The following is a 12,674-nucleotide window of genomic DNA, read 5'->3' as shown; positions in this document are numbered from 1 at the left end:
AGATTATGAGAATGTATATAAAGTCTATTCCGATTGGCTTAGCTTGTATGTTAGCCTTCGCTACCTGTAACGATCAGCTAGATCTATCACCCATTGGTGAACTCAACTCCGAAAATTTCTATAATAACGAAGAAGATTTCGAGGCTGCATCCTTAGCTCCTTATTCTACCATCTTAAACCTGTACTACGACCAGAATGGGGGAGGATGGTTCCAGCCGATTATGTACCCCGACGACGATGTTCGTAATGCGCTAGGTAACAATGATATAGAGGAGTTTAACTGGCTTTCCACCAATGGCAACTTCCGTAATGTGTGGGATGAGAGTTATAAAGGGGTGATGCGTGCTAATGTGGTAATCGATCAGTTGGGAAATGCTAATGGCTTTTCTGATGAATCCAACAAAGCACGCTTCGAGGGAGAAGCTAGGTTTATCCGAGCCTATTTCTATTTTATTCTAGCTCGTAATTTTGGTGAGGTTCCGGTAATTGATAAAGTGCTTACTACCATAGAAGATACCCGAGTAGGAAACTCCCAGGTGAGGGAAGCGTGGGATCTCATAGAGGCTGACTTGGCTTTCGCCGCCGAGAACCTGCCCGAAAGCTGGAACGATGATAACACCGGGCGAGCCACTCGCTACGCTGCTTCGGCTTTGCTGGGAAAAGCCCAAATTTACCGCGCCCAGTGGCTAGGTGAAACCGGTAAGTATCAGGATGCGGCTACGAACTTACAAGCCGTAGTAAATGGCGGACAATATAGCTTAATGGATGACTACGGCGACAACTTTAGTGAGGATGCTGAAAATAACGCTGAATCCATTTTTGAAATACAGATGACCCGGGGCGACTTTAACCCTTGGCTACCAGCCGACCATGTATCTAATGAAGGGGCTGCCGGAACGGGTCGGAAAATCTTTACGGCGGCGGGTTGTAATCAAGGAGAGTGTGCACCGGGGGGTAACCAGTTTGGGTACGGTAGAGTACACATTACTAGCTCGTTACGGAATGAGTTCGAGCCGAATGATCCCCGTATCTTTCATACTTTTTATCAGGAAGGTGATCAGTATGCTGATACAGTATTCCGGGCTACTTGGTCAGTAACCGGATCTACTCCCGCTAAATATGTTCGTCCGTTTGCTGCTGAAGGGTTTCCGCCTAATATTTCCACCAATAACGAGCGGGTTATTCGCTACTCTGATGTACTGCTTTTACTTGCCGAAGCGGAATTGTTGGGCAATGGTAACGTAGCCCGGGCGGCTGAACTGATTAACCAAGTACGGGAGCGGGCCCGCAACAACTACGAAATTGTCTACGAAGGAACCGCCCCAGCCGATTTGCTTCCCGACCGTCCGGCTTCGGCCAGTGCCGATCAAATGCACGAGTGGCTACGCCATGAGCGCCGAGTAGAATTGGCACTGGAAGTACACCGCTACGATGATTTAGTGCGCTGGCACCGAGCCGGAATTATCAATATTCCTACCGACGTAGATTTTGGTAATGCGTTAGCTAATCAGAATTGGGGCGAACGTAACTTACTCAAACCCATTCCCCAACGGGAACTTGATAATAACGCTAATCTAAGCCAAAACGATGGTTATTAGATGTAAAATTTGATGTATAGAGAGCCGCTGTAGATTTTTTGCAGTGGCTTTTTTTGTAATTACCTTACTATACACATTACCTATTGACTAATACCAATATCGAGTCAGTATTGCGCTTCTAATAGACATGCATTGAATCCATTCCCCTTTTTTAAAGGGAGTTAGGGGGATTTTTTCTGAGGGTCTTACTAAGAGAGCGCACAAATCAGTTAATATTGGTACAATCTTATTTGTATGACCTATTTCTCTCAAGCCATTTGTATAGTAGGGAGCTTTGTATTGCTTGCTTTTTCTAGCTCTGCCCAGTCAATCCAACTTATCGTTCGTAGCGACGATATGGGCTTTACCCATGCGGCTAATGAGGCGATTATCAAAACCTACAAGAATGGTATTACTACCTCAGTAGAAGTGATGGTGCCTACGCCCTGGTTTTCCGAGGCGGTAAAAATGCTCCAAGAATACCCTGACCTGGATGTAGGAGTTCATTTAACCCTTACCAGCGAGTGGGAAAATATCAAGTGGAAACCTCTGACTTTGGCACCAAGCCTGACGGATGACTATGGTTACTTTTATCCGATGATTTGGCCGAATGATAATTACGGGGAAGATCAGGCACTTCACGCCCAAGATTGGAAACTGGAAGAAATTGAACAGGAATTCCGAGCTCAAATTGAACTAGCTAAACGAGAAATTCCCCAGCTTACCCACGTAACCGGGCATATGGGTTGCACCAACATGGACGAACAGGTAGAGGTATTAGTTAGGAAACTAACGGAAGAGTACGGATTAGCTATCTTCCCCGAAGATTTGGAGGTGAAACCGGCTCGCTATCAGGGATCAAAAGAAACGACCGAAGAAAAAATTAGCAGCTTTATTGCAATGCTGGAAAGCTTAACATCGGGCACATATATGTTTGTAGATCATCCGGCCTACAATACCCCCGAAGTACAAGCTGTATATCACACCGGTTACACTAATGTAGCTGCTGATCGTCAGGGGGTTACTGACCTGCTAACTAACAGCGAAGTAAAGAAAACGATTGATCGTCTTGGCATTGAACTTATTGATTACGCTGACCTCAAGAAGTAGTATTATCTTTTGATTACAGCATCAAAAGAGGGATGATATTTGCTTTAATCCCTAAATGAGTGGTCATTAAGGCACTCTTTTTGCCATAGTTATAATTATTCATCACAATAAATAATTATACTATGCGATCTCATCATATTTTCACTTACGTTTTAGGATTACTATTATTAGCCGGTTGTAGTATCGAAAGTGATGTTCCTGGACCAGTTGGCCCTCGTGGATTTGACGGTCCCCAAGGGCCTCCGGGCGAGCCTGGCCTGTTGGGGATAACCTACGATAGAGTTATTGATCTCAATGCCGGGAACGATTGGCAAGCAGGCTTTGAGTTTCCAATTGAGGATGAGATTTTACCTACTGATGTAGTATTAGGGTTTCTGCTGTGGGAGCAAGCTGAAGCTACCGATGGTGGATTGATTGATGTTTGGCGACCAATGCCCGTTAGTTTTTTTACTGATGCGGGTTTACTGCAGATTAGCTACGATTTTACGGGGGGCGACGTATTATTTTTCGCTGAGGCAGGATTTACCTTAGATCCAGAATTGGATGTATACAATGGCGAGGTAGTGCGAATTGTAGTGATTCCTTCCGAAGCATCTCCGAATGCGCGTACTGATATTAACTACGACGATTACTACGAAGTAGCCAAAATCTACGGTTTATCTACCGAACCGGTTCAATTAGAAAACCCACTGCCGAAACGGTCTACTCAATAAGATTCTTAGGGAATAAATCGATAGGGAATCTGCTTTCGCACCATAGAATGATGATTGAAGTCATCTTCTACGGAGTAGGCTAGTAATAGATAAAAATCCCGATTAGGTTGGTGAATTGTATCAAACGAATCGCCAGAATTAATCGGGATTTTAAATTTTACCGTGGTGCTTGTCTCATCTTCTAGATAACCGATAACATCAATGCTATTTTCTCCCCCGAGGGCTGTGTCTTCCGGGTGATCGTTCCAATTGCGTATGTATTCTTGGTAGACTACCATTCCATCTATGACTGAAAACATCAATAAATCATTGCCAATTAGTTTCGCATCATTGTGAAAGCCTACTGCTACCCAACCGTGAGTAGGGGCACTTACTTGTATTTCCAGCGAGTCGGCGTGCAAACGGTACTGAAAAGTAATGTTGCTTACTGTAACCGGATTATTAGTGGCTGCTAATTCTGGGTTGACTGACCAACCAAGTAAACCCTGAAGGAAGAAGAGTAATGAGAGCATAATAGAAGCTAGTTAGAGGTGGTTATATGGACTAAATCTTGAACTATTTTCCAGTTACCATTCACTTTAATTAGCGAGTAGTAGCTGTAAAAATTCATTTCTCCACTGCTAAGTTTCGCTTTAATCTTAGCCGTCTTTGCGCCGTACACATCTATTTGTTCAATGCTAAATGTACGTGGCGTACCACCAATCTTCTCTTCTTTAATAAGGGTTAGATACGCGTTTTTATCAATCAGTTGGACCTCACTGTCGTCAGAGTGGAGCATTACCCGAAAGTGATTGTGTAGGGCTGCGTCTATCTTTTCCAAATCTTGCTGATCGGCCCCTTTTACAAATCGGGTTACGCATTCTTCTACTGCTTCCTGGTCGGAGGAAGTTATTAGTGAGAGGCGTTCTGTTGTGCTTAATAATCCAAGTGCTAGTGCAATTAGTAAATTCATAGTGATTTTAATTTGATATATATACTATTGATATATCAATTATACGTAAAAATTTTAATAAGTTTCTAGATTGTGATAAATTTTTCGAAGAAATTCTTTTAGCATTGTTCTATCATTTTCGCTCAGATCTCGTAATCCAGTCTGGCGGATGTCAATAACCGCAGGGAGAAGTTGCTGGTAAAGCTTTTTCCCTCCAGAAGTAAGGTACAACTGGTATTTACGGCGGTCGCCTTTTACCGCTCTTCTTTCAATCAGTGCCTTCTTATCCAAAATATCTAATGAACGAGTGATTGCGGCTGGTTCTTTAAAAGTTTCATCAGAAACTTCCCGTTGACTAATACCTTCTTTTTCGGCAATTTTCTTGATAATGATCCACTGATCCACCGTAACTGGATTACCAAATTCGGCAAACCGAAGCTTAGTGACCTCGCGGGCTTTACGCATTAATCGCTCCATTAGAAAATAGTAGATTTCATCGAGAGATTCATCCTCCATTGTTAGGTTAGTTATTGGTTAAAGAAAAAAGCCACCGCTCACGGTGGCTTGTAACTAGCTTAGTATTATTTAAGCAATCTCGGGAGTGTCAATCCCTGAAATAGCCTGCTGAATTTCCTGATCGGTAAGCTCGTGTTCCGTTAATTTGCCCGATAAATAAGCTTCATAGGCAGACATATCAAAATTACCGTGGCCGCAAAGGTTGAACAATATGATTTTAGACTTACCTTCCCTCTTTGCTTGCTCAGCTTCGGCAATAACGGTAGCAATAGCATGATTGGCTTCTGGGGCGGGAATAATGCCTTCGGCTCGAGCGAACTGAATTCCTGCCTCAAAGCACTCTAACTGCTGATGCGATCGCGCTTCAATCAACTGATCTTTCAGTAGTTGGCTAACCACCACTCCCGCACCGTGGTAGCGCAAACCACCCGCGTGAATAGGAGCAGGTACAAAATTATGGCCCAGCGTATACATCGGTAGGAGCGGAGTCATCCCGATGGTATCGCCGAAGTCGTAGCGGAAAATTCCTTTCGTTAATTTAGGGCAAGAAGCAGGTTCGCTGGCGATACAGCGGATATTTTTGCCTTCTTCTAGGTTATAGCGCAAAAACGGAAACGCAATACCAGCAAAGTTAGAACCGCCGCCAAATGGTGCCACTACCACATCGGGCAAATCTCCCGCTTTCTCCATCTGAAGAACGGCTTCCTGACCAATAATGGTTTGGTGCATTAGTACGTGGTTCAGCACACTACCCAGCGCATACTTGGTATGCTCATCGGTAGCGGCGCGTTCTACCGCTTCCGAAATAGCAGTACCTAAGCTACCTGGTGAGTCGGGATCATTGGCTAATACTTTTTGCCCGGCCTGGGTTTTATTGCTAGGCGAAGCAATGACACTAGCTCCCCAGGTATTCATCATCAACTTGCGATAGGGCTTTTGGTGATAACTTATTTTCACCATATACACTTCGCACTCAATACCAAAGTGTTGACAGGCAAAGCTAAGTGCACTGCCCCATTGGCCAGCTCCGGTTTCAGTGGTAATACGCTTTACCCCTTCCTGCTTATTGTAGTACGCTTGGGCAATAGCCGTATTTGGCTTATGCGAACCTGATGGGCTAGTTCCTTCGTACTTGTAGTAAATTTTAGCGGGAGTATCTAGTACTTTTTCTAAACCGTAAGCTCGGTAAAGAGGAGTAGGTCGCCACAAAGAATACAGATGCCGCACCTCATCGGGAATGGCTACCCATTTTTCGGGAGTAACTTCTTGCTGCATTAACCCCATCGGAAATAGGGGAGCTAAGGCATCCGGGCCAATGGGTTCTTGGGTCTGAGGATGTAGTGGAGGCAGCGGTTTGTTCGGCATATCGGCCACAATATTGTACCAGCTTTCTGGCATTTCTGCTTCCGATAGAGAGATTTTTCTTTGCTTGGTCATGTAGATTAATGGTTTACAGTATTACTTGAATCCCTAAAATACGAAGTTTTCAGGAACCCAAAACACTATAATTTAGGGTAGGGATGCCGAGGGATCTAAAACATTGCCAGACCAAGCGAATGTAACTAACATAGCTACCTAGCGGATATTTTACATGCAATGTAGAACAATTGTGTTAACGATTGGTATAATTATTCACGGTGGTTAGCCAATATCTGGAAAGCTCTTCAGATAAAAATTATACTAATAAATTGAGACAATAGTCAAAAAAAAGCTAACATGCCACTATATACCTAACGATTAAATTCGCTCTCTAATCTGACCTAAAGTATGGTACTGATGATCGATGATGATAATGATACGCTGGAGATCTATCGGTTATTGGTCGAGAAAACGCCTTACGTAGATCAGTTTGTTACAGAAAATGACCCAAACAAAGCGTTACAGTGGTTAAAAGAGCAAGCTTCTCATCCTGACTCATTTCCTCGGTACATTTTGCTGGATCTTAACATGCCTGATCTGAACGGCATTGAGTTTCTGAGAATTTTTGAAAAAGAGATTAACTACCGTCAACTAAACACAAAAATTGTTGTACTTACCAGTTCGGTGCGAGAAAAAGACCAACGCGAAGCCTTGGAGCGGGCGAGTGTTAGTGAATTTATCAGCAAACCGCTGTCAAGAAAGAAATTAATGGACTTTCTATCGGCTGAGCCGTAGTTCAAAGAAAAATTTTCACAACACCTCAGCCTCAAAAGTATCGCCCTGCGACAGGTCACCGGTTTCGTAGCCCCTGCGGAACCAGCGCATCCGTTGCTCGGAAGTACCGTGGGTGAAAGCATCGGGTACTACGTAGCCCTGGGACTGTTTTTGCAAGCGATCATCGCCAATCGCATTTGCTGCGCGGAGAGCTTCTTCAATATCGCCTTGCTCAAGAATATCAAACATACGGTCGGCGTGGTGCGCCCAAACTCCGGCCAGAAAATCAGCCTGTAACTCTAGTTTCACTGACAAGCGATTATACTCCGCTTGGCTAATCCGACCTCGCTGCGATTGTACCTGACGACTAATACCCAGCAGGTTCTGAATGTGATGTCCCACTTCGTGAGCAATTACGTAAGCCATGGCAAAATCGCCGTGGGCACCTAGCCGCTGACTTAGCGTTTGCTGAAAACTTAAATCGATGTATACTTTATTATCCGCTGGACAATAAAATGGGCCAGTTGCGGCTTGGGCAAAGCCGCAAGCAGACTGCACTTGTCCGGTAAACAACACAAGTACAGGTTCCTGATAATGCTGTCCTTGCTGCTGAAAAAGTTTGTTCCAGACATCTTCGGTATCGGCTAGCACCACCTTTACAAATTCAGCTAATTGATCTTCTTCCGGACTGGTAGAAGTAGTAGTCTGTGAGGTGGGCATACTTCCGCCCGCGTCTACCTGAAGTAAATCAGTAAAATCGCCGCCGAAGAGCAGAGCGATTACTAACAAAATAACAGTCCCCAGACCACCACCGATGGCGACTCTCTTTCCTGCTCCCCGACTGCCTCGTCGGTCTTCAACATTCGTGCTTTGTCTTCTGCCTTGCCAGCGCATAGTTCAAAAAGTTTAGTAGGTTAGTAAAGTGTGTATTGTTTGACTAAAGATAGCGTAATACAGACTATTTTTTAAGCCAAACTATCAATAAAAGCTCTGTAAACACAATAAAGTTATAACCTGGAAGCAGTCTTATCGATTCAGAAATCAGAACGTTCTTCCTGAGCTACCTCCTGGTTCGAGGTAGATGTATCTAGGTGTATTCTAAAAATAGTTCCTTCCCCAACGGTGCTGCTCACCCCAATTTGTCCACCCATCGTTTCAATTTGGGTTTTGGCTAGATATAATCCAACACCTCGTCCTTCTTGCTGAAGGTGAAACTGCTGATACAAACCAAAAACTTTGTCTTGGTGTTTCTCCAAATCGATACCCATACCGTTATCTGAGATACAAAATACAATTTGGTTACCTTGGGGGTAAGCATCGAACTCAATCTCAATCGGCCTTTCTTCTGAGCGGTATTGTATGGCATTGCTAAGCAGTTGTTCAACTACCTTCTTGAGGTATGACTCAATAGCCAAGACCGCAATTGTTGAGCCTACGTTGTTATGAACCGTTACTTTCTCCTCAACGAGCGTAGCTTGCATCTCTTTCAGCACTTTCTTTATCGTTGCCCTAAGTGGAACGCGTGCTGACTGATAATCAGTGCTGTTTTTATAAATAAGAATTTGGTTCAAGTCTTTGATAACTGCATCGAGCCTATCGGCAGTTTTTTCTAAATGGCTGAAGCAGTTAAGATTGTAAGCAGTAAGGTTATTTTTATCTAAAATAGTTATCATTCCCTGTATTCGGGCAATTGGGCCACGTAAGTTGTGAGAAACGATATAGGCAAATCGATCAAGTCGGCTATTTTGCTGCACTAACCGCTTATTCGCTTTGGTAAGCTCTACTGTTCGGGCTGATACTTCATTTTCCAGGTTCTCGCTGTATAGAACGAGCTGTCGGTTTAGTTCTTCAATCACTTCTTGTTGCTGGTGCAGCTCTTCGTTTTGTTCTAGTATTTCGCTGGTACGCTCCTGAATGCGGTCTTCTAGTACCTGATTCTGATTCCGTATAATTTGCTCATTTTCTAACGATACTTGTAGTGCTCTTTGCTGGGCATCAATTTTCTCAGCCCGGAATAGGTTTATTTTATCGGCTAAAGCTATAGAAAGGAGAAGCGCCTCCGTTACAGCTCCTATTTGAATAATATTTTCTAAGTGAACTTGATCGTCAATCAACCCTAAATTTCTAAAGCTAATAAATATGACTGCTAGCAGATACAGTGACCAGGCAAATACGAAGAAGCGAGCGGAAGTATTACCATTTCTCCAAGCGGTTACGCCCGTCCACCATAAAACCAATGGGGTAAATGCGACTAAACCTACAATTAATCTAGCGCTTAGGTAATACGGTAAGATATAGGATGCCAGGAAACCTATACCACTAATAATTACCGATACAAGCAAAGCAATATACATTTGGGGGGCATATCGGCGAACCTGTAAAAAAGATATACCAAACACCAAGGCCCAGAAAACAGTGAAAAAAAAGCTGGAAACAGAAAAATGATCGTACCACTCACTTGGTTGAAAAAAGTGGATAGTTAGTTGTCCCTGAAGGTTTGCTAGAACGAAGGTATTACCAGCTACGAATAGGCAATAGAACAGATAACTTTTTTCTCGTAAAGATGCGAACAAAAATAAATTGTACATTACCATCAGTAGCATAGCACCATAGAAGAGGCCCTCAAGTAGCTCCGAGCGAACTATGGTAGAGAGCATGTCGTCTTGAGCGTGTATTTTAAGAGGGATTTGGGTAGTGCCTTGGGTTCGTACTTTAAGATAATAGGTATTTGGTAATGAATCACTGAGTGTAATCGGAAACAGTGGTTGACGGTAATCAATAATCTGGTCAGATATTAACTTATCACCCGCTGAATATAGCAGTTCAACCCCTTGGGGGGTAGATTGATAGAAATATATTGTATCTAATAGTGGGTAACCTATCGTTATGTACCATGATCTTACCTCTGTATCACTACTCCTGATTTTAATTCTCATCCAATAAGTGTCGGGAGACATGCCAAAATTAAGCTGGGGTGACGAGGCTGTCTGAAAATGAGGAGCAAAGGAAGTGTCCGTTATTTCTTGAAGGGTTAGCTGATTGGTAGTATCACGGTAATAAGCAATATCTAGCGTAGGAACGGCTGAAGAAGTGTATACTGTTGATAATACTACAATAAGCATTATCGCTGGCTTTCGCCACCATAGAAGACTCCAGTTAAAGGGCACCTTACTATTCAAAGCTAATCATAGTTGCTGATTGGGGGTAAACAAAGTTATGAATAACTATTTGGTTTGATAGAAGGTGAGGGTGTGCAATAGGGTGAGCTATTACATACGTAAGAAATGCCGATTTTTTCTAAAATAAAAAACCCTCCCACCCGAAGGTGGAAGGGAAAAAGAAAGGTACTCCGTAGGGGAATCGAACCCCTGTTACCAGGATGAAAACCTGGCGTCCTAACCCCTAGACGAACGGAGCGTCACTGTGCAAGCAGTGGGAAAGTTAAACAATAAAATAGTACTCCGTAGGGGAATCGAACCCCTGTTACCAGGATGAAAACCTGGCGTCCTAACCCCTAGACGAACGGAGCAGCTAATTTTTTGAGAGTGCAAATATAGAAGGAGCTTCTTAGATTATCAAAAAAACTGACAAAATTTGCGATGCGCTGCCATATATCTGCTTTATTTCCTAATTTCGCTTCTCTAACACGCAATTGAGACAACAAGTTTTCCCAAACTTAGTATAATTTTTTGTAGGCTCTGAACGAAGTTACTTCACAAAAATTTATTTACCCGATTATTCATTTATTTAAATAACCATCAACTATGAAAGTTGCTATTAACGGATTTGGACGAATAGGACGCCTAACCTTCCGCAACCTACTGAACAACGAAGATGTGGAAGTGGTAGCGATTAATGATCTAACTGATAACGAAACCCTAGCTCACCTACTTAAGTACGATTCAGCCCACGGTCGCTTCCCCGGTGAAGTAACTGCCGATGGTGAATCACTTACGGTAAATGGAAAGCGAATTTCAGTGTACGCTGAGCGCGATCCGGAAAAACTCCCTTGGTCAAAGCATGAAGTAGACATTGTACTGGAGTCTACCGGAATATTCCGCGACGAAGCCGGAGCAGGTAAACACCTTACTGCCGGAGCCAAGAAAGTAATTATCTCCGCTCCTGCCAAAGGAGGCATTAAAACCGTAGTACTAGGCGTAAATGATGATTCGTTGACAGGAGAAGCGGATATTCTTTCCAATGCTTCTTGTACTACCAACTGCTTAGCGCCAATGGCTAAGATCATTCATGAGAAGTTTACCATTGAGAAAGGTTTTATTACCACTATTCACGCTTACACCGCTGACCAACGTTTGCAAGATGCGCCCCACAGCGATTTACGTCGGGCTCGGGCCGCAGCCATCAACATAGTTCCGACCACTACCGGAGCTGCGAAAGCGGTAGGGTTGGTATTACCTGATTTGAAAGGTAAACTGGATGGAAACGCGGTGCGCGTACCGACTGTTACGGGTTCATTAACTGACCTTACTTGCTTAGTAAGTAAAGAAACGACCAAAGAAGAAGTAAACGCGGCTATGAAGGAAGCGGCGGAAGGCCCACTGAAAGGTATTTTGGAGTACACTGAAGACCCACTAGTTTCTTCGGACATTATCGGTAACCCGTACTCTTGCATCTTTGATGCTGACTCAACTAATACTAACGGAAGTTTGGTGAAAATTTTGGGCTGGTATGACAACGAAGCTGGTTACTCCGCTCGCTCAGCCGACCTGATTGCCAAAGTTGGTGGAATGATGTAAAAACGATTTTGTAAATAATTGTAATAGCAGGCTGGAGTAATCTGGCTTGCTATTTTTTTGCTTGGTGGAAAGGTTTGAGCTATTATGCAAAAGATAGAATTGGAGACTTCAATAGAATCAAAAAAAAATATTAGCTCAGTTTCTTTTCCCAACCTCTGATTTCTAATAAGTCTTTTAAAGAAGATGAGAACCCGTATATATCTGGATACAATTGATCCGCTCGGACATTCATAGTTCTTAGTTTTGCTAGAAATTCAACTTTTAGCTTTTTGTTAATTATTAGCTTAGCAAAAAATGATTGTCCGATAGTGTTTTTGTTGATTAGAGACTTATAGATTAACTCTTCGTGGTCTTTATCAATGTTTGCACCAATACTAAAGATGCCTTGCTGAGAATTTAATCTTTTTGTAGCAAAGGCTGTCATGAAGGTTTGAATATGATCACTCTCTTCGTCATTGGAGAAAATTTCATCTCCATTATCAAATCTTTCATTTTTATTCGCATCGTTTAAAGCTGTCTGGTTAAATAGGTACACAGCGCCGTCACTTGAAAAGCTGCTATTAACTGCGAAGTACAATGCAATATAAGGTGAAGTTGTCCAGTCTAATAATCTGGTTGGGCAACCATAGTGTTGCATTATTGTGAAGGTGACAAATGTATTTCCACTTTCAAAGTGCCGAACTCCAAAATCTTCGTAGAGGTGTGCCTTTGAGATGAACTCACGAAAAACTGTTTGTTCAAATTTATTGCCAAGTTCTTGTTCTATGCAATGACTCTCGAGTAGCCGCGAAATCGAGGGTTTTAAGGTCCAACTAGAATTGGATTGGCCGCGAAAGGCCCAGTGAGATAAGTAGCTGCTCTCAGTATTGATAGAATCAATAAATCTTGTGAAATCAGTCCAACGCTCAATCTTGGTATGTGGCCAGGTTGCCATAAG

12 protein-coding genes and 2 tRNA genes are annotated in these 12,674 nt (G+C 43.0%); 5 read left to right on the top strand and 9 right to left on the bottom strand.

What is annotated here, in order from left to right; translation table 11 throughout:
• Nucleotides 1–5: 5 nt before the first annotated feature.
• The 3 genes from P0M28_RS06110 to P0M28_RS06100 all read left to right on the top strand — a co-directional run bounded on the left by P0M28_RS06110 (nt 6) and on the right by P0M28_RS06100 (nt 3,400).
• A complete protein-coding gene (locus P0M28_RS06110; protein WP_302208760.1) occupies nt 6–1,598 on the top strand; it encodes a RagB/SusD family nutrient uptake outer membrane protein in 1,593 nt (530 codons plus the stop codon).
• 234 nt (nt 1,599–1,832) lie between these two features.
• Nucleotides 1,833–2,687: a polysaccharide deacetylase family protein gene (locus P0M28_RS06105; protein WP_302208759.1), complete on the top strand. Its 855-nt coding sequence runs from the start codon at nt 1,833–1,835 to the stop codon at nt 2,685–2,687.
• 122 nt (nt 2,688–2,809) lie between these two features.
• The gene (locus P0M28_RS06100; RefSeq protein ID WP_302208758.1) at nt 2,810–3,400 is read left to right on the top strand and encodes a hypothetical protein; all 591 of its coding nucleotides are present in this window, start codon (nt 2,810–2,812) and stop codon (nt 3,398–3,400) included.
• A 5-nt stretch (nt 3,401–3,405) separates the two neighbouring features.
• Here the strand turns inward: P0M28_RS06100 and P0M28_RS06095 are convergent, their stop codons facing one another.
• From P0M28_RS06095 to P0M28_RS06080, 4 genes are all read right to left on the bottom strand, one after another.
• Complete coding sequence (locus P0M28_RS06095; RefSeq protein WP_302208756.1) at nt 3,406–3,912, bottom strand: DOMON domain-containing protein; 507 nt, start codon at nt 3,910–3,912, stop codon at nt 3,406–3,408.
• A gap of 8 nt (nt 3,913–3,920) precedes the next feature.
• Nucleotides 3,921–4,352 carry a nuclear transport factor 2 family protein gene (locus tag P0M28_RS06090; protein WP_302208755.1) on the bottom strand — a complete coding sequence of 144 codons (432 nt, stop codon included), beginning with the start codon at nt 4,350–4,352 and terminating at the stop codon, nt 3,921–3,923.
• Nucleotides 4,353–4,406: 54 nt separating this feature from the next.
• Nucleotides 4,407–4,847, bottom strand: a complete 441-nt coding sequence (locus tag P0M28_RS06085) for a MarR family winged helix-turn-helix transcriptional regulator (RefSeq protein ID WP_302208754.1) — start codon at nt 4,845–4,847, stop codon at nt 4,407–4,409.
• Nucleotides 4,848–4,916: 69 nt separating this feature from the next.
• Nucleotides 4,917–6,284, bottom strand: a complete 1,368-nt coding sequence (locus tag P0M28_RS06080) for a TrpB-like pyridoxal phosphate-dependent enzyme (RefSeq protein ID WP_302208753.1) — start codon at nt 6,282–6,284, stop codon at nt 4,917–4,919.
• 330 nt (nt 6,285–6,614) lie between these two features.
• On the opposite strand from P0M28_RS06080, the gene P0M28_RS06075 reads away from it, so the two are divergent.
• Entirely contained in the window at nt 6,615–7,001 is a 387-nt protein-coding gene (locus P0M28_RS06075; RefSeq protein WP_302208752.1) for a response regulator, read from the top strand.
• A 15-nt stretch (nt 7,002–7,016) separates the two neighbouring features.
• On the opposite strand, the gene ypfJ is transcribed toward P0M28_RS06075, so the two are convergent.
• The 4 genes from ypfJ to P0M28_RS06055 form a co-directional block, all read right to left on the bottom strand.
• Nucleotides 7,017–7,874 (bottom strand): KPN_02809 family neutral zinc metallopeptidase, encoded by an 858-nt coding sequence (gene ypfJ / locus P0M28_RS06070; protein ID WP_302208751.1) that lies wholly within the window; start codon nt 7,872–7,874, stop codon nt 7,017–7,019.
• A 140-nt stretch (nt 7,875–8,014) separates the two neighbouring features.
• Entirely contained in the window at nt 8,015–10,102 is a 2,088-nt protein-coding gene (locus P0M28_RS06065; RefSeq protein ID WP_302208750.1) for a sensor histidine kinase, read from the bottom strand.
• A gap of 223 nt (nt 10,103–10,325) precedes the next feature.
• Nucleotides 10,326–10,397: transfer RNA gene (locus tag P0M28_RS06060), tRNA-Glu, on the bottom strand.
• A gap of 40 nt (nt 10,398–10,437) precedes the next feature.
• Nucleotides 10,438–10,509 (bottom strand) — tRNA-Glu (locus P0M28_RS06055).
• A 235-nt stretch (nt 10,510–10,744) separates the two neighbouring features.
• On the opposite strand from P0M28_RS06055, the gene gap reads away from it, so the two are divergent.
• Nucleotides 10,745–11,737, top strand: a complete 993-nt coding sequence (gap, locus tag P0M28_RS06050; RefSeq protein WP_302208749.1) for a type I glyceraldehyde-3-phosphate dehydrogenase — start codon at nt 10,745–10,747, stop codon at nt 11,735–11,737.
• Between the two features lie 130 nt (nt 11,738–11,867).
• Here gap and P0M28_RS06045 read toward each other — a convergent pair whose 3' ends face one another.
• Complete coding sequence (locus P0M28_RS06045; RefSeq protein WP_302208748.1) at nt 11,868–12,671, bottom strand: FRG domain-containing protein; 804 nt, start codon at nt 12,669–12,671, stop codon at nt 11,868–11,870.
• Between the last annotated feature and the right edge of the window lie 3 nt (nt 12,672–12,674).

It is taken from the genome of Tunicatimonas pelagia (assembly GCF_030506325.1).
GTDB classification, from domain to species: Bacteria; Bacteroidota; Bacteroidia; order Cytophagales; family Cyclobacteriaceae; genus Tunicatimonas; species Tunicatimonas pelagia.
The sequence above is the reverse complement of the archived record's forward strand: the minus strand, read 5'-3'. Positions and strand labels throughout refer to the sequence as shown.

Coding starts and splice junctions, on each gene's coding strand:
- P0M28_RS06105 (WP_302208759.1), top strand. CDS start 1,833: ATGACCTATTTCTCTCAAGCCATTTGTATAGTAGGGAGCTTTGTATTG.
- P0M28_RS06095 (WP_302208756.1), bottom strand. CDS start 3,912: ATGCTCTCATTACTCTTCTTCCTTCAGGGTTTACTTGGTTGGTCAGTC.
- gap (WP_302208749.1), top strand. CDS start 10,745: ATGAAAGTTGCTATTAACGGATTTGGACGAATAGGACGCCTAACCTTC.
- P0M28_RS06045 (WP_302208748.1), bottom strand. CDS start 12,671: ATGGCAACCTGGCCACATACCAAGATTGAGCGTTGGACTGATTTCACA.
- P0M28_RS06075 (WP_302208752.1), top strand. CDS start 6,615: ATGGTACTGATGATCGATGATGATAATGATACGCTGGAGATCTATCGG.
- P0M28_RS06080 (WP_302208753.1), bottom strand. CDS start 6,284: ATGACCAAGCAAAGAAAAATCTCTCTATCGGAAGCAGAAATGCCAGAA.
- P0M28_RS06100 (WP_302208758.1), top strand. CDS start 2,810: ATGCGATCTCATCATATTTTCACTTACGTTTTAGGATTACTATTATTA.
- P0M28_RS06085 (WP_302208754.1), bottom strand. CDS start 4,847: ATGGAGGATGAATCTCTCGATGAAATCTACTATTTTCTAATGGAGCGA.
- P0M28_RS06065 (WP_302208750.1), bottom strand. CDS start 10,102: ATGCTTATTGTAGTATTATCAACAGTATACACTTCTTCAGCCGTTCCT.
- P0M28_RS06110 (WP_302208760.1), top strand. CDS start 6: ATGAGAATGTATATAAAGTCTATTCCGATTGGCTTAGCTTGTATGTTA.
- ypfJ (WP_302208751.1), bottom strand. CDS start 7,874: ATGCGCTGGCAAGGCAGAAGACAAAGCACGAATGTTGAAGACCGACGA.
- P0M28_RS06090 (WP_302208755.1), bottom strand. CDS start 4,352: ATGAATTTACTAATTGCACTAGCACTTGGATTATTAAGCACAACAGAA.